Source organism: Microcoleus anatoxicus, assembly GCF_042465725.1.
Taxonomy (GTDB): domain Bacteria; phylum Cyanobacteriota; class Cyanobacteriia; order Cyanobacteriales; family Microcoleaceae; genus Microcoleus; species Microcoleus anatoxicus.
This window is the reverse complement of the sequence record NZ_CP120853.1, coordinates 2,432,045-2,449,289: the sequence shown is the minus strand read 5'-3', so window position 1 is coordinate 2,449,289 and position 17,245 is coordinate 2,432,045. Positions and strand designations below refer to the sequence as shown.

At 44.2% G+C, this 17,245-nt stretch carries 9 protein-coding genes; 4 read left to right on the top strand and 5 right to left on the bottom strand.

All coding sequences use genetic code 11. The features are described 5' to 3' along the window. Positions 1-10: 10 nt before the first annotated feature. Positions 11-547 (bottom strand): translation initiation factor IF-3, encoded by a 537-nt coding sequence (infC, locus tag P2A85_RS10680; protein ID WP_236508115.1) that lies wholly within the window; start codon positions 545-547, stop codon positions 11-13. 482 nt (positions 548-1,029) lie between these two features. On the opposite strand from infC, the gene P2A85_RS10675 reads away from it, so the two are divergent. The 3 genes from P2A85_RS10675 (at position 1,030) to murI (ending at position 5,105) form a co-directional block, all read left to right on the top strand. Continuing rightward, positions 1,030-2,004, top strand: a complete 975-nt coding sequence (locus tag P2A85_RS10675; protein ID WP_377479544.1) for an alpha/beta fold hydrolase — start codon at positions 1,030-1,032, stop codon at positions 2,002-2,004. A gap of 505 nt (positions 2,005-2,509) precedes the next feature. Continuing rightward, positions 2,510-3,988, top strand: a complete 1,479-nt coding sequence (locus P2A85_RS10670; RefSeq protein WP_377479541.1) for an N-acetylmuramoyl-L-alanine amidase — start codon at positions 2,510-2,512, stop codon at positions 3,986-3,988. Between the two features lie 274 nt (positions 3,989-4,262). After that, positions 4,263-5,105: a glutamate racemase gene (gene murI / locus P2A85_RS10665; RefSeq protein ID WP_377479537.1), complete on the top strand. Its 843-nt coding sequence runs from the start codon at positions 4,263-4,265 to the stop codon at positions 5,103-5,105. A 73-nt stretch (positions 5,106-5,178) separates the two neighbouring features. On the opposite strand, the gene P2A85_RS10660 is transcribed toward murI, so the two are convergent. Next, positions 5,179-6,666, bottom strand: a complete 1,488-nt coding sequence (locus P2A85_RS10660) for a GTP-binding protein (protein WP_377479534.1) — start codon at positions 6,664-6,666, stop codon at positions 5,179-5,181. 34 nt (positions 6,667-6,700) lie between these two features. Next, complete coding sequence (locus P2A85_RS10655; RefSeq protein ID WP_377479532.1) at positions 6,701-7,939, bottom strand: RNA-guided endonuclease InsQ/TnpB family protein; 1,239 nt, start codon at positions 7,937-7,939, stop codon at positions 6,701-6,703. A gap of 465 nt (positions 7,940-8,404) precedes the next feature. On the opposite strand from P2A85_RS10655, the gene P2A85_RS10650 reads away from it, so the two are divergent. Next, positions 8,405-9,226 carry a CPBP family intramembrane glutamic endopeptidase gene (locus tag P2A85_RS10650; protein WP_377479529.1) on the top strand — a complete coding sequence of 274 codons (822 nt, stop codon included), beginning with the start codon at positions 8,405-8,407 and terminating at the stop codon, positions 9,224-9,226. A gap of 229 nt (positions 9,227-9,455) precedes the next feature. Here P2A85_RS10650 and P2A85_RS10645 read toward each other — a convergent pair whose 3' ends face one another. Both P2A85_RS10645 and P2A85_RS10640 read right to left on the bottom strand, forming a co-directional pair. Then, positions 9,456-14,714 (bottom strand): AAA family ATPase, encoded by a 5,259-nt coding sequence (locus P2A85_RS10645; RefSeq protein ID WP_377479526.1) that lies wholly within the window; start codon positions 14,712-14,714, stop codon positions 9,456-9,458. A gap of 173 nt (positions 14,715-14,887) precedes the next feature. After that, the gene (locus P2A85_RS10640; protein WP_377479523.1) at positions 14,888-17,212 is read right to left on the bottom strand and encodes an FAD-dependent oxidoreductase; all 2,325 of its coding nucleotides are present in this window, start codon (positions 17,210-17,212) and stop codon (positions 14,888-14,890) included. Positions 17,213-17,245: the final 33 nt, after the last annotated feature.

Genomic DNA, 17,245 nt, shown 5'->3' with positions numbered 1-17,245 from the left:
TGTCAACTATTTATACTTTCTTCGGCGACAGCAGCATCATCATACTACGTCCCTCTTTTTTCGGGGCTTGCTGCACTTCGGCAATTTCTTGCAAATCCGTGGCCATGCGTTTGAGCAAGTCCTCTGCTAGGTTACTATGTTGGATTTCCCGACCTCTGAACATGATCGTGGCTTTTACTTTGTCCCCAGATTTGATAAAGCGGTCTGCTAGTTTGAGGCGCACTTGATAATCGTGTTCTTCAATTTTGTAGCGCATCTTCACTTCCTTGACATCGGCAGTGTGCTGCTTCCGCTTTGCTTCGCGTGCTTTTTTCTCTTGCTCGAATTTGTACTTCCCGTAGTCCATCACCCGGCATACCGGCGGGTCAGCTTTGTCGCTGACAAGTACGAGGTCGAGTTCTTTTTCCTCAGCGAGGCGCAGTGCTTCTGAGGGAGTCAATATCCCTAGTTGCGCGCCATCGGTATCGATCACCCGGATTTTGGGGTATCGAATGTTTTCATTAATCTGGGGGAGGTTACGATTTTGTCTTCTTTCAATCACAGGCATGAATTGTTGTGCAAGCAATAGTTTAATAGTGAGGCTTTTGATACTTTTTTGCTAACTTTTGCTAACAAATTTATTAGTTGAGATGAGTTCTCAACCAAGGCGTATCAACCGATGTCAGCAGAAAAATCTCGCAAACACCATTGATCTAATTGATCTATAACATAGGAGGCTGGTCAAGGACTCCAGAAGGAGTAACGCCTGAAGCCCCTTGCCTTTGGGGCGGGGTAAACATTATACTTGCCATTCTACTCAGTCTGGTTGAGTTTCTGCTTAGTTTTATTTTAACTTCACACGCGCGACTCCCGCTTGCCCCTGAAGCATGACACTATGGTCAATAATTTAGGGTAAAACCTCCAGAACCAACTAAAACCCCTTTACCTCTCCTCTCTGGCCATGGGCTTGAGCAAGTCCCCTATTCCTTCAATTTGGCCTGTAGAATAGGTATTGTTGATTGTAAATTTATGTTGCGAGAGTAGACAAAATTGACAAATTCTCTTCACTGGCACCAACGGGTTGGCACTCAAAGAGACTGGGTATGGCGGGGTTGGCAAACTCGCTATACCTATTTGCGTCCCTCTCGTTTCCCTTCGCAGCCAAATCAAGGCACGATCGCCATGGCCGATTCCACCACGCCAATAATTTTACTGCACGGGTTTGGGGCTTCCATCGGCCATTGGCGACACAATCTGGCAGCCCTCGCCGAATTTCACACAGTTTACGCCTTGGATTTGTTGGGGTTTGGAGCTTCCCAAAAAGCACCCCTGAATTACTCTGTATCTGTATGGGTCGATCAAGTTTATGACTTTTGGTTGACTTTTGTCCGAAAGCCGGTAATTTTGGTGGGAAATTCCATCGGTTCCCTGATTTGTCTCGCCGCGGCGGCGGCTCACCCCGATATGGTGGCTGGCATCGTGATGATTAGCCTCCCAGACCCCTCTGTACGAGCCGAGGCCGTGCCGTCGTGGCTGTTACCCGCGATCGAACTTGTCGAAAGTATCTTTGTTTCCCCCCTCATACTCAGGCCCCTCTTCTACCTGGTCCGCAAGCCTTCTTTTGTGCGTCGCTGGGCCGCCTTTGCCTATTCGGGCCCCGATGCCATCACCGACGAATTAGTAGACATTCTCTCCGGTCCGGCTGGCGATCGAGGTTCCGCCAGAGCCTTCTGTGCTTTATTTAAAGCTGTGGGTAGTTCACAGTTCGGACCTAGTGTCAAGAGTGTGTTACGAAACTTAAAAATTCCGATGTTATTAATTTGGGGTCGGCAAGACCGGATGATTCCCCCCCAGTTTGCGAAGCCTCATAAATTTGTCGAATGCAGCCCCAATTATGTAGAGTTAGTGGAATTAGATAATGCTGGCCACTGTCCCCAGGATGAATGCCCCGAACAAGTAAATCAAGAAATTTTGAACTGGATGGCCGGGAAGTTTGAACTTAAGTCAGTAGTCAGTGGTCATTAGTCAGCAGTCATTAGTCAGTGGTCATTAGTTAGTAGCGGTACCGATGCCTTGGACTACCCAACAGTCAACAGCCAACAGCAAGCATAAAAAAATCTGACCAAGTATGAATGACTAATGGTGATATTCTATTTCACTGAGCCCGCGTCCCTCGATCGCATCCGATGCCTGAAATTGCTCCTTTGAATAACCGTAAAATTCTACCTTCTAACTTCTACCTTCGAGCTTCCAGAAATAGCTCGTTTTATGCTGCCAAAAATAAATATGTTCCCTTGTACGGCAATCTTTCTATCAACTTTGGACAGATGGGCCACCAGCCTGTCACAGGGCGACTATGTGCCAAAATCTGGCATCGGTGAGTCTGTTAAGGCATAAAAAAGTCAATTTAGCCCAAAACTGAGAATCGGCGATCGCCCCAATCATCATCTTTCAGCCAAATCCTGAAATACTTTGGGCAAAGCATCACCCTTCCAGATAAAAGCAGCAACGCAAACGAGGAAAAACTGTCGTGAAATTCCACTGGCTACTACCGAGTTTCTTAGGTGTATTTTTGCTCACCGGAGCCGCCGAAGCAGCAAGACTGCAATCTTGGCGGTTTGATGCTTCTGAGAATCGGCTTTACATTACAACCGATGGGGGAGTACAACCCAAGGCTCAACTGATATTCAACCCAACCCGATTGGTGATCGATTTACCAGGGACCAGTCTGGGCCGTCAATCCCTAAATCAGCCCTTCTCAGGGGCGATCGAATCCGTGCGTTTAGGGCAGTTTGACGACGATACCACCAGAATAGTGGTTGAGTTAAAAGACGGATTTACGATCGACCCTGCTCAAGTAAAATTTCGAGGTCTTTCTCCCAGCGAGTGGACAGTGGATTTGCCAACGCCAACACGAGCCGAAAATCCCAATTCCAGTTCCGAATTAGGTGGCGAAAGGTTGTCCGTTGAGCCATCTGCAACGGCATCCAATACCGCTGAAACGACTGTAGTTCAGAACGTTCAGGTAACAGCAGACGGTTTTTTAGTCCGCACCGTAGGTGGCCGCCCCCAAATTAACTTTCAACAAAGTCGCGCAGGGGACATCGCCACCCTAGATATTGAAGGCGCAACTCTCGCTCCTGGGCTTAACAGCCAACAGCCCCAGACTAACGGCAAACACGGCGTAGAACGGATTGAAGTCCGGCAACTGCCAACAGATCCCCCCATTACCCGCGTCACTTTGCGGATGAATAGTTCTAACACACAGTGGCGAGCATCTGTAACCAGTTTGGGCTCCATTGCCCTACTACCTGCGGGTGCAAGAATGCCCACCACCCCTCGTCGGCTGACGGTAGACCCTCCTGTGCGCTCCTATCCTAGTATGCAGCCACCAGTCGATCGAACACGCAACCCCCAGCCGTTGCCCAGAACCATCACCGGCTCTACCGATTTGCCCCCTGTTTCTAACCGCCGCTCAGTAGTAGTCCTCGATCCAGGCCACGGTGGCCGCGATCCCGGTGCTGTAGGGATTGGCGGAATTCAGGAAAAGGATATCGTTTTGGATATCTCCTTTCAAGTAGCCCGCATCCTGGAACAGCAAGGCGTACAAGCGGTGATGAGTAGAACTGACGACAGCGAAATTGACCTGCAACCAAGAGTTTCTCTAGCTGAACGACTAAATGCTACTTTATTCGTGAGCATTCACGCCAATGCCATTAACATGAGTCGGCCGGATATCAGCGGGATTGAGACGTACTATTTCGACAATGGACTAGATTTGGCCAGGACGATTCACGCCAGTATTTTGGAGGGGACGGGGGCAGATGACCGCCGAGTGCGACAGGCTAGGTTTTATGTTCTCAGAAAGACTACTATGCCTTCTGTATTGCTGGAAGTTGGGTTTGTGACTGGTGCGGAGGATGCTGCCAAGCTTTCCGATCCAGCTTACCGCAGTCAAATGGCTGCTTCGATCGCCCGTGGCATTTTGCTGTATCTTCAGCAAAGATAATATATTGGCGGAGAGAGGGTAATTGGTAATTGGTAATTGGTAATTGGTTATTGGTAGCAACTGCCAACTAACCCTTCGACTACGCGAGCGGGCACCGCAACTGCCAACTGCCAACTAACCCTTCGACTACGCGAGCGGGCACCGCAACTAACAACTGCCAACTGCGAACTAACCCTTCGACTACGCGGTTCCTGCCCTTCGACTACGCTCAGGAACCGCGGAGTCGAAGGGCACAGCAACTGCCAACTGCCAACTAACTACTAATAATTAACAAATGACAACAGACTCTGGACAACAAAGAATCGGTATTTTTGATAGCGGGGTAGGTGGTTTAACTGTCTTGAGGGAGTTGTACCGACAATTACCCAAGGAATCAATACTTTATTTTGGAGATACGGCGAGGGTTCCCTATGGCACTCGTACTGCTGCGGAGATTGTGCAGTTTGTGCGGGAAATTATGACTTGGCTGGTGGAACAGGATGTGAAAATGGTGATTATGGCCTGCAACACCAGTTCGGCTTTGGCGATGGAAATGGTGCAGGCAGAGTTTGATATTCCGGTGCTGGGAGTAATTCTGCCGGGGGCCCAGGCTGCGGTACAGGAAGGGAAGCGGATCGGAGTCATCGCCACTCCTGCTACAGCGGCTAGCAATGCTTATCGCAATGCGATTTTGGAAATGGAAAATTCTTGCCGAGTGTGGCAAGTTAGCTGTCCGGCTTTTGTGCCACTGGTGGAGCAAAACCGCATTTACGATCCTTACACTACTGAGGTAGCGCGGGAATATTTAGCTCCTTTGATTCAGCAGCGTATCGATACGCTGATTTACGGCTGCACTCATTATCCACTGTTGGCTCCAGTGTTGCGATCGCTGTTACCTGCTGGGGTCAATTTAATCGATCCGGCGGTGCGGGTAGTGGCTGCTGCTGCTCAGGAATTAGAGCTTTTAGGGCTGCGGAATTCAGGTACTGCTTTGCCTACTCGTTTTTGCGTCAGTGGTCAGCCAGAGCAGTTTGCCGAAGTGTCTGTGCAGTGGCTAGGCTGTACTCCTGCGGTGGAGAAAATTGTACTGCCGACGGTGGTGCGATCGACCGTACCGATCGTCGAATCGGTTGAATAAACTCCATCCCATCTCAACAGCACTCCCGTTAACCTTCAGTATAACGGGAGGTAGATTCAAGAATCCCCATGGCCTAAGGCCCAGGAGTGTCAACTTTGATCCTTCTTGCTTCTTCCCTCAAATCCAGCTTGGCCCGCAACTCCTCCTTAATCCTATTTAAAATAGAATCATCATCCAAAGAAGACAAAATCTTGGTGACAACAGCCTTGGGCCCATCATCTCCCCAAGAAGCACCATTAGCCAAATAAGCCTTAGTAACTTGACCGATTCCGTAGCAAGAAACTCCCCCAATCGCAGCTTGCGTCATAGCTACTGAAACATAAGGTCCTAAAGCTAAGCCCCCGGTTGCCGGTGTTGCTAAACCCAACAATCCTTTCAAAGAACTCAAACCAAAATTCGCCACCAATTCCCCCGCCGTAATTCCCCCCATACTAATGGCAATTTTTTGTAACAATTCCACTGCTCCCGCTTCCGTCATCGCAATGCCGTAAACTTTAGACAGAGTTAAGATCATCACCACATCAATTACAGCACCGCTGAGGATATCAATTACAGTAATTGGATTAAGGGCGATCGCCACTGCTTTAGTCATTACCCCATTCCAGATAATCCGATTAGCAGCATCCTCTCGAATTTCCATTTTCCGCTGCACCAACTGCTCGTTAATATCCCCTGCACAGAGCATCGTATTCAAAGCGACCAAAGACTTACCTTCCCGGTCTAAAATCTCCAAAATCTTTAATTTTAAATCCTCAACTTGTGGCAAACCGCGAGTCATTTTCACACCCATACTGCCATCGGGACGGCGTACTGCATTCGCCGTCAAAGGCGATGCCGCAGCCATCACAATTTCATCAGGAGATAACAATTCTTTCACGCGATCGTCCCGAATTTTGTGATAAATTGCCAATCTGTCTGCATCAGGATATTGGTCAATTTTATTAAATACTAATAACATCGGTTTTCCGGCTTCTCGCAATTGCGAAAGTGCTTGATATTCCACTTTCGTAATGTCGCCAGCCACCACAAACAAAATCAAATCTGCTTGTGTAGCAACGCGCCTAGCCAAAAGTTCGCGAGTTTCGCCATCAACTTCATCTATTCCCGGAGTATCGATTAATTCAACTTGCGACAAACGGTAAATAATCGGCGAAAATCGTAGCGTAGCGGGGCGTAAGCCATCGGGCAAATTTTGATTAACTCCATCACCAACATCCCACTGTCCAATCGTTGTGGTGCGAGTCACACCGTGAGTCGGGCCTGTTTCAAACACATTTTGACCCAAAAGCGCGTTCAAAACCGAAGATTTACCCCTCCCCACCATTCCAAACACAGCGATTTGGACACAAGCGCGCTCTAGCTTATCGAGCATTTTCTCCAACCCCCTAATTTCCGGCTCTAGTCCAGTTCGCTCGATGGGAGTCAAGTCGAGATTTTCTACGATATCTCGCAGAGCATCTGTAGCATGGCGGAGGTTGAGTTCTGCCTGAATATCTGCGAAGCTTAAAATTGTGTCATCTAATTCTCGATCGACATTGGAGAAATCCGAGGCTTCAGTCATTGTTCCTTGATTTGATAGCTTTGTTTTATGTGAACTACTCACCGCTAACCTGGAGTACCAGGCACAACGCGGGGGCTTCTGTAATCACAGGCGAGTGCCTCAAGACAGACTTCCGTCCCCCTTTTGGTCTTACCTCCCCTCCTACAGCAGAAACGGCTGAACCATCCGTCTTTAGCATTCTGAGTCCTTCTGCTCTAATATTTGTGGCGGCGTTTCCATCCCTGTCGTGACGAGTGCCACAGTGATGACAAGTCCATTCCCTCACATCTAAAGGCATTTCACTTGCCTGACAAAAACAATTAGAACAGAGTTTAGAGCTGGGAAACCATCGATCTATCTCAACTAATTTCGCGCCTTTTCGTTCTAACTTATAGGCGAGAAAGTTAGTAAAAGTTCCCCATCCACAATCAGATATTGCTTTGGCTAACTTGTGATTGCGAACCATGCCTTTGACATGAAGATTTTCTATTATGACAACTTGGCTATCGCTGACCAACTTATGACTAAGTTTGTGTAGAAAATCTTGCCGAGAATTGCTAATTCGTTCGTATACTTTAGCAACAACTTTTCTATACTTTTGTCTTGACTTACTTCCTTTTTGTTTGTGTGCTAATTTTTTTTGTTTCCGTTTGAGATTCTTTTCATGCTTGGCCAGGTGTCTGGGATTATCATACTTAGAGACCTTTTTGCCATCGGCGACAACTGCGAAGTGCTTTATTCCCAAGTCAATACCATAGATATTGCCTTCTGAAACAGTAGTAGGATTTTCCCCTTCTCTTTCAATCAGGATAGATGCCAGGTATTTTCCTGATGGTGTTTTGCTAACGGTAACAGTCTTGATTTTCCCCTCTACTGCTCTGTGTATTTTGGCTTTAACTATTCCAATATTCCCAGGCATCTTAATATTACCATCAACAATCTTGACATTCTGAGGATACTGAATCGATTGCTTGCCATGTTTAGATTTGAATTTGGGAAAACCTGCACGTTTTTCAAAAAAGTTCTTGTAAGCTGTGGTCAAGTTAAGTGTCGTAGCCTGCAAAACCTGACTGTAACAATTGGCTAGCCACAGCGTATCTTCGGCTTTTTTGAGCTTGGGTAATAGCGCATTGAGTGCTACTTGTCCTAATCCTTTACCTGTCTGTTTATAGACATCAATGGATTTATTTAAGGCATAATTCCACCACCACCGCGCACATCCAAAAGTCTGCGCTAGTAGTATTTCTTGGTCTTTTGACGGGTACAGGCGGACTTGTACAGCTTTGTGGAGCATCTAATATCACCTCCTTCTCTCAAGATCCTACTACATACCACCGATGGCAGTAAAGACAATCCAGAAAGATTTGGTCAACTCCGTACCTACGTTGGCCCGCCTTTCATCTCACCGCTAAACTGGGTACAGTTATAGCGGGGGAATTCCCGGCGGTGTAGTTAAAGTTTCAACCACTACAATGCTATTCTAGCTTTCTGTGCCTGCTTCGTACAGAGTCCAGTAAGTAGCAGTAGGGCATTGGTCACAGAGTTCAATTTCAGTTTAAATGTAGTACCAGTCTTGTTTGTGAGTTCGAGAGTCCGACAGGGGTTAAAAACCCCTGTCTCATAGCTAAAGTCCTCTAGAAGAGGACTAATATTGATAATATATTCTATAATCTTGAGTCGGTTTTAACCGACTTTAGCTATGAGGCAGGGGTTTAAACCCCTGCTGGACTGATGGAAAGCGCGTGTTATTTGAGGGTTAATGACTAAATTAATTAAAATAGCCAGTTATCCATTTTTGGGGCGCATCCTCATTTTCCTGTTAGCTTTATTATCCATCTGGTTGCCCCTAGCAGCACCAATTTACTTATTAGTTAAAGACAGCAACCTCGCCACTATTCTAACTATGGCACTGTTGTTTAGTGAGTTTCTGTTCTTGGTGCGACTCTGGGGAAAAAAAGTTTACGGAAACAGCCAAGTGCTCAAAAGCTATGGTTTGATCAATACTAGACAGAATGGTTTCGAGTTTTTAATCGGATTGGCGATCGGGCTTTTGCTCACTTTCAGCTTATTTGGGGTGCAAGGACTGCTCGGTTTCGTCTCATGGCAAAATTCAGATAATTTGCCTAGAATCATTGCAGAAGGGCTTTTGAGTGCTTTAGGAGTGGGTTTTGCGGAGGAGTTGGTATTCCGTGGTTGGTTGCTCGATGAGTTGCAGCGGGACTACAGCGATCGAGTATCTTTGTGGGCGAATAGCATTTTATTTGCCCTATCCCATTTTATCAAACCTGTGGTTGCCATGCTGCGGAGTTGGCCGCAGTTTCCGGGGTTGTTGCTGTTGGGTTTGATATTGGTTGGGGGAAAGCGATCGCGCCAAAATCGTCTTGGTTTGTCGATCGGCTTTCATGCAGGTTTAGTTTGGGGATATTATATGATTAATGTCGGGAAATTAATTATATATTCTGGTTCGGTACCGGACTGGGTGACGGGAGTTAACGGCAATCCGCTAGCTGGTGCGATCGGGCTATTGTTTTTAGGTACATTGGTTTTAGGAATGCGAAAAATTTCTGAAAATTCTCATTAGTCGATCGCTGGTTGGTAGTTCGTATCCTCAAATCTCACATACTAAGTAGAAGGAAGAAGGAAGAAGTCACCCCCCCCCTGCCCCCCCCTAGGGGGGAAATTCAGGAAGAAGGAAGAAGACTTATGCAGTCAGCTTTTCGGTCATCCGTATTTTACCAACACTAATTCCTGTAGGCTAGATTTAGCATAAAATGTGGTTATAAAATTTATAACTATGTAACAAAAGAACTCTATTTTTGCTTGATTACCACCAAAGTAATATCATCAAAAACCTTCTGAACACCAATATACTGTCGCACATCAGCGATCGCAGCTTCCCGAATTTCCTGGGCTGAGCGTTGACGATTTTCAACCACCACTTGCCACAACCTTTTTAATCCGTACTGCGCTTTACTAATATTTTTAGCTTCAGGAATTCCATCAGTATAAAGCACCACCACATCCCCAGGATTTAACTGCACTTCTGCTTGAGCAACAAAGTCGCCAATCTCTTCTACTAAGCCAATGGGAAAGCCTAAATCCATCGTGTCTACGCACTCCAATGTTCCATCAGCCCGCACCACAATCATTTCTTCATGTTGTCCGCTTAATTTCAGGACACCTCCGGCATAATCTAAGATGGCTAAAGTCATATTTTTATCCGAGTCAATGCGCTGGAGATTGTCATAAAGTGTCTGGTTTATGATATCCAAAAACTTCACAGGATCTGTTTCGTTCATTTTCTGAAGCGTCCTGACAGCAGTTTGTGCCATAATCATCAACACGCCACTTTCTAAACCATGTCCGGTGACATCACCAATACTAATTTTAACTCTTCCATCCTGTTGCAATACGTCGTAGTAATCGCCGCCAACTTCATCTGCTGGTTCCATAAATCCAGCTATTTCTAAACCTTCAATTGCTGCGAGTTCTGACTGTTTTGGCAACACCATTTGTTGCAATTGTTTGACAATATTAAGTTCTGCATTCATGCGGACATTTTCGGCTTTGAGTTTCTGATTTAGGGTGCTAATTTCTTGATTTGCTTGAGCTAGTTGAGCCGTGCGTTGTTCGACTTTATCTTCTAAATTTTGATAAAGTCGAGCATTTTCGATCGAAATAGCTGCTTGGGAAGATAGGATTTTTAATACTTCTAATCTATCTGGGGTAAATACTCCCGTAGTCAGATTATTTTCTAGATACAGAATGCCGAGCAGTTTGCCTTTATTAATAATAGGAGTGCATAAGAGAGACTTGGGCTGATTTTTAATAATATAGGGTTCGCGAGTAAAAACTCCTTCGTTAGTAGCATCAGATAAAACGACATCCTCTTGAGTTCTTGCAACATATTGGATGACACCTAGTGGCAGTTTTTCGCTATTTTCAATGTTGATTGACTGTAAGACAGTGACTTGTTCTGAATCCACAGATGCTTCAGCTTCAATCAGTAATCTTTCCTGAGATTCTAAAATTAGGAAACCAACTTGCGCCCCGGCATTTTCGATCGAAATCTTGAGCAATTTCGGTAGTAGTTGCTCTAACATAACTTCACTCCCAATCGCTTGGGAGGATTTGATGACTGTGGCGAAATCTAAAGCGATGTCTGAACTTGTGGTAGTTTGTATTTGGGTTACACTCGTGCGCGCTTCTGTAATGCGAGTGGCTGCCAAAGATTTAGTTCGTAACTGCGGATATCTTGATTCCAAATCCTTAACTTTTGCCCAAGCTTGCCAGCGAGTATAGCTATAGTATGTCTCTTGCAAATAGGTTTCGGCAATTTTGTCCATACCACTTGCTAGATAAAATTCAGCCGCCAACTCATAAGCCAGAGCTTCATCTTGAATATATCCGTTGTCTATAGCACCCTTAATCGCTCGATTGTAAAGCTCTGCTGCTTGCCAATTATGACCTAATACCCTAGCTTTTTCAGCCTCCACTAAGTCGTATTTGTGCTGGAAGTTGACCGACACACAATCGACCCATTTTTTCATTTTATTTTGATTGAGATTTACTTGTTCGAGATATTCTATTTTTCGCTCGTGATCGGCATTTGGGTATAAAGCCAGAAGGGATAAAGAATAGTAAAATGGATGTTGAGTGGCAGGAAGCAATCCTGCCATCGCTTGTTCGTACTCCGTAGCGATCGCTGCATTGTTTGCAGCTTCCTGATAGTCTTTAAATAGATAACTAAGCATAGTTATGACTAGATAAAAGCAAAATAAAGAACTAAAATTATTATTCTCTTTAAAGAATACTAGCATTTCTTCTTCGTTGAAAAGCTCACCCATTAAGCGATTATTATTGTCAGTTTTACCAAGTAAATTCCAGGCTAAATACACCCAATTTTTGGCATAATAAAATGAAAATTCCTGTTTTGATTTATGAAAAAAATCAATATAAGTCATTTGCTTATCATAAACTGACTCCAAAGGCTCTCCCACCAATAATATGTAAGCACAATAGTGAAGAGCAGAATAACCGGCAAATTCTAAATCTCCAGTTTCCATCCCGAATCGAACGGTTTGGCGCAAAGCTTCTATTGAGGCACGAGCAGGTTCTTTCCAGTGTCTAATGAAGGCATTAAATACTTCATGAACCTTGCATTTTATATAGCTCGATTCAAATTTATCTAACACCTGCAAAGCTAATCTACCAAACTTATATCCCGCCTCGATATCGTTCATTTCCGTACACAAAAGAACTCCATAAAAAGCGTAAGCAAAAGCAGCTTGGGGCGAATTCCCTTCTCGAAGACATAGTTCGAGCATGGTAAATGCGATCGTCGGTAATAAGGCAGGATTACTAATATAGGCAGGACTAAATAAATTTACTAATATACGCATGGCTGACAATAAGGCAGGGTCAGTCATTTCTGGCAATTCATAAAGACTGTCAATGTTTAAGTTGGTCGGCGGTGAGTGTGACAAAGACACGCCCAGCATTTCCAGAAGTTGCAAGCCAGTATCTATCGCACAAGACATCTGATTTTGAACGCAAGCAAACTGTATCTTTGCCTCGTAAACATTAATTCGATCGAGTACAGTTTTGGCTTGTTGAAATAGAATCTCAGAAAGCTTTTCAGCTTCTTCAAAATTGGTATTTAAGTATTCTGCCTGTACCGCTTCTGTATAAATATTTAGTGTCAATTCGTACTGGAGTTCCCAACTATTTTGTGCTAAGAGATCTAATGCCTTATGCAAATATTGAACAGCTTCACCATAAGCTGTTGCTGCTTTTGCTTTATGACCCGCTATGAAATTTAGCTTGGCAATTTCGTCTCGCTCTTGTCGCTCCGTAATAATTTCACCAGCTTTATTAAAATGATCGACAACTTCAAATACTTTTTCGGATAAGGTTTCCGATCGCCTGTTTTGCCGAATTAAGCGACCAATTTGTAAATGAATTGCTTTTTTCTGTGATTCATCAATCAAAGCATATGCAGCTTCCTGGATGCGATCGTGTCCAAATTTATAATATTGGATTAAAAGTTCAGAATCTAATTCTGATAAGGAAATAATTAACTCTGACTGAATGGCAACTTTGAGATCTGAAAAAAGCTCTACTACCGATTTTCCGGAAATAAGTGATAGGATCTTCAAATCAAAATCTCTTCCTACACAAGCTGCAAAATGCAATAATTGCTGACTTGATTCAGGCAATTTCTTGAGCTTGGCAATCATTAAGTCAACTACATTTTCAGTAATCGATGTTTGTTCAATTTGGGCGATATTCCATTGCCAAATATGCGAGTCAAAATTGAAATAAATCAGCTCTTCATTGTACAACTTTTTCAAAATTTCGTTAACAAAAAAAGGGTTTCCATTAGTTTTACTAAATACTAATTTGGATAATGATTTTATGGTTTCTATGTTAGCAGACAATGTATCAGCAATAAGCTGGCTAATATGTTCTATACTTAAAGGTGCGAGCGCGATCGTATTGACAGTCGCACCTCCAGTGCGGATGTCTTCCAAAGCCATCATCAAAGGATGAGTTAAGTTGACTTCGTTATCTCGATACGCTCCTATTAAAAATAGGTATTGCGTTTCTGCATCCGTCATCATTAGTTGAATTAATTTGAGAGTAGCAGAGTCGGCCCATTGCAAGTCATCCAAAAAGATAACTAACGGATGATCTCGATCGCAAAAAGTGCGAATAAAGTTTTGGAATACTAAATTAAAGCGATTTTGCGCTTCAGCAGAGCCTAAATTGGGCACTGGTGGTTGTTTGCCAAGAATCAGTTCTACTTCAGGAATTACATCAATTACGATCTGACCGTTAACACCTAAAGCTGTTAATATTTTTTGTCGCCATTTATTTAGTTGTGTTTCTGTTTCTGTTAACAGTTGTCGAACCAAGTCTGAAAAAGCTGCCACTACAGCCGAGTAGGGAATATTACGCTGAAACTGATCGAATTTTCCAGCAATAAAATAGCCGCGGTCGCGAGTAATTGGCTTGTAAATTTCTTGTACTAATGCTGATTTGCCAATTCCCGAATAACCCGCTACCAGCATCAGTTCGATTCCGTCTATTTTCCCTGCTGCCACTCGCTCGAATGCTTCTAATAAAGTAACAATCTCTGCTTCACGTCCGTAGATTTTTTGGGGAATTTGAAACTTGCCGGAGGTATCTTTAGAACCGAGATTGAATGGCTCAATTAGGTTTTGGGTTTGTAACTGGTTCAGACATATTTCTAAATCAGCTTTGATGCCAAAAGCACTTTGATATCGATCTTCAGCCGTTTTCGCTATCATTTTCATCACAATATCGGAAACAGGCTTGGGTATTTCTGGCTTGATTTGATGGGGTGAATCGGGCTGTTTAGCAATATGACAATGTACCAATTCTAAAACATCATTAGTAGTAAATGGAAGTTGTCCGGTCAGGAGTTCGCAGAAGGTAATACCAAGAGAATAAAAGTCAGTGCGGTAATCGAGGAAGCGATTCATTCTCCCGGTTTGCTCTGGAGAAATATAAGCTAATGTCCCTTCTAAAATATTCGGGCTTTTCAGGGTGGGATTTTCACGAGTGAAGACGGTGGAAATGCCAAAATCGATAATTTTTACTTGTCCTGTTTCTTGATTGAGAAGAATATTGGCAGGGTTAATATCCTTGTGAATAACGTTGGCAGCATGAATGTTACCCAAAATCTCTGCTATTTTGATGGCGATGTGGAGAAACTGGCGTAGGGAGGCAATGTTTTGTGCTTCTACAGGATTGTTCATCAACATCTTCAACGAGCTACCACCAAAATCTTCCTGGACGATGACCAACATCCTTTGATATGCCTGGAGGCTGTAGACTTTGATGACTCCCTCGATGTTCAGATTGCTGGCAATCTCATACTCCTGCTTGTAGCGGGTCAGCTCAGCAGGCGTGGGATAGTCCTGCTTTAGCGTTTTGAGGATAACAGGTTGGTTATCCTGTTGTCGGATACCTCGATAAACTATAGAATTGGTGCTTTCGTAAATTTGACTGAGAATCTGGTAACCACTAAGTACGATCGTCATTATAATTTTTTCCTCAAAAAACACAATATTGAGATGTGCAAATAACAACTTAATTTACGACAGTATCTATTAATACCAATTGCTAAAAGTTTTGTTACGATCGCCAATCTTATAACAAAAGAGCAGCACGATTTAGGTTAATTCCCGCGTGCTGCAACCTTCAGTCAGCCAGATTATCCTTCAAGAGAAGTATCCGGATATTGAATCGTTACCCCTAGAGACCCTAAAAACGAAGTAGCGCGTCCGTTTGCCAAGTTTCCTGAAAATGTAGAACCATGAAAAGCTAAGATGCGTTCTTTTTTCTCTGAGTTAGCAGTAAAAGAAAAAGGCGCGATCGAGGTATTGATAGCATTGTTGGTTGTGCCGTAAGTTGCGGTTTGACCATTTTGAGTTATCAAGGTTAATTGCAGAATCGCTGTCCAACCATACCAAGTACCGTAATAACCCGAAACTTCAACGAGAGTATCTCCTGGTTCGATGTTAAAGATACTTTCTGTACCGCCGTTACCGCCACGCGCAAACATACATTCATCGCCATAGCATATTTGCAGGCGATCTATAATATCCCCGTGACGAACAACAATTTTAGTCAAAAATGGAAAAACTTGATTTTTCGCTGCTTCTGTATCATCAAACCAATTGTAAAGCTCATTATTGGTATGGTTTGAATAGCCAACGGCTTTTTCATAGCGCAGTAAGCGTTGCCCGTAATAGTACAGGCGCGAGTCTTGAGTTAGAGGTGAGTTGTCTTTAACTTTTGCACCTAGACGTTTAGCCACAGCGCAAGCAGCATTAATTGCTGTGTGCATCGCTCCTTCTGTCCAACCTCCTGCCCAAGAAACGCTATCACCAGCCAGGTACACTCCTCGATCGCGATCGTCCAAAACGCTTAAAAATTGATAGTAAGCCGCCTGAATATTGGGTTCTTGTCCGGGATACTGAAGCTTAAACGCGCCGTAGTAATAATTTTCTGCTTGCCAGTCTATGCACAAAATATCGTCCTTGTCCTTACCATCCTTGTCCTTAAACTGAAGGGGAACGAGATTTTCCGCAAACTCTGGACTCACGCGGGCGATCGATTTTTTAAACACTGCCAGCCTCTCTTGCGGGCTTAGTGCCATTAACTTAGTTGAATCATCTTCCCAAGTGTAGCTAACCACGACAACTCCATTTTGGTCGGGGTTGTATTCTTTGGGGTAGTCAAGGGCGTAGATACCGCGCGGTAGTTCGTCAGTTTGAATGTTTTGCGGAATATTCGGTTTGGGTTGGTCATTTTCATCCAACCAAAACTTCGTTTGCGTCCGAATAAACAGTTTTGAAGAAGTAGTTAAATGAAGGTTGCGTAACGCAACTTTAACGGATTGTTGAGCGATAACCGCATCAGAATTGCTAGGAGAGTCGAGGGTTAATCCCATGAACTGCATGGAGCGAGTTGTGCTGGTAACGATCGCAGCTTCAAAGGACTTCGATCGCTCGCTTAGATCGGGATTGGTATAATAAACGACGGGTTTACCATTTTTGTATTTAATGGCGGTAATTGGAGTGTTGAGATGCAGAGTATTTAAATCTTGCAGCGATCGCCTTCCTAGAGGAGAATCCACTGGTTCAGTGTAAAATTTCTGGATAAAAGTAGAGATGCCAAAAGGAAGAAGTTGCTGGTTGTCTTCCCACCCGTTAGCGATGATGCGCAGGAATTCTAGGAAATTGAGCGGAAATAACGGCCCAAACCCTCCCGAACCGATGCCCAATGCGCCAAATTTGTTGGCATCTTCATCTGTCCAACTGGAAATCCCTTGACGCACTGCTTCGTAGAAGCTGACATTTTGATAGCGATAGATATAACCTTGCCAAATTTGCGTTAGCTGTTTCCGCTTTTGTTCGTACTCTTGAGTATCGCCTTTTTCTTTGGCAGTTGCTAGTTCCCCCCAAGCTTTTTTCAGTGGCTCGACTAGCTTATTTACAAAAGCATTAAACTCGTTGCCAATGCGTTCAAATTCTCGATCGTCCGGATGCGGTAAACCCTGGGGCCAGTCGATCGGTTCATTTTGGTAATACAGTTTTGTGGGGACTTTCCCCGGATCGGGAAAACCACTTCCGTCGGGATGCCGCAGCTTGAAAACTTCGGTAAGATAGTAAAAAAAGAGCTTGCCAGAGGGAGGAAACCGCATCGCACCCAACTCGGCAACAACAGGAGATTCTTTGCCATCAAATTCGGTGAAGTGTTTAGAATAAGCTCGTCCGCCAATGCGATGGCTAGCTTCAAAAATCACAGGTTTTGCACCCATTTTCAAAAGTTCGTAGGCAGCAACCAATCCAGCAACTCCTGCACCGATTACCGCCACTTCCGTTCCCCAAAGGTCTTCTGGAAGCGTAGCAATGCGATCGCCCTTAACAAATTCAACGTAGTCAAAAATGGTGTCGATTACACCTAGGATATCTTCGGAATTGGGAGATGATTTTTGGCGTTGTGAAGCATTTAGCAGTTCGTAAAATGGCATACATATCTTCCTGATACTCTTGGAGCGATCGTC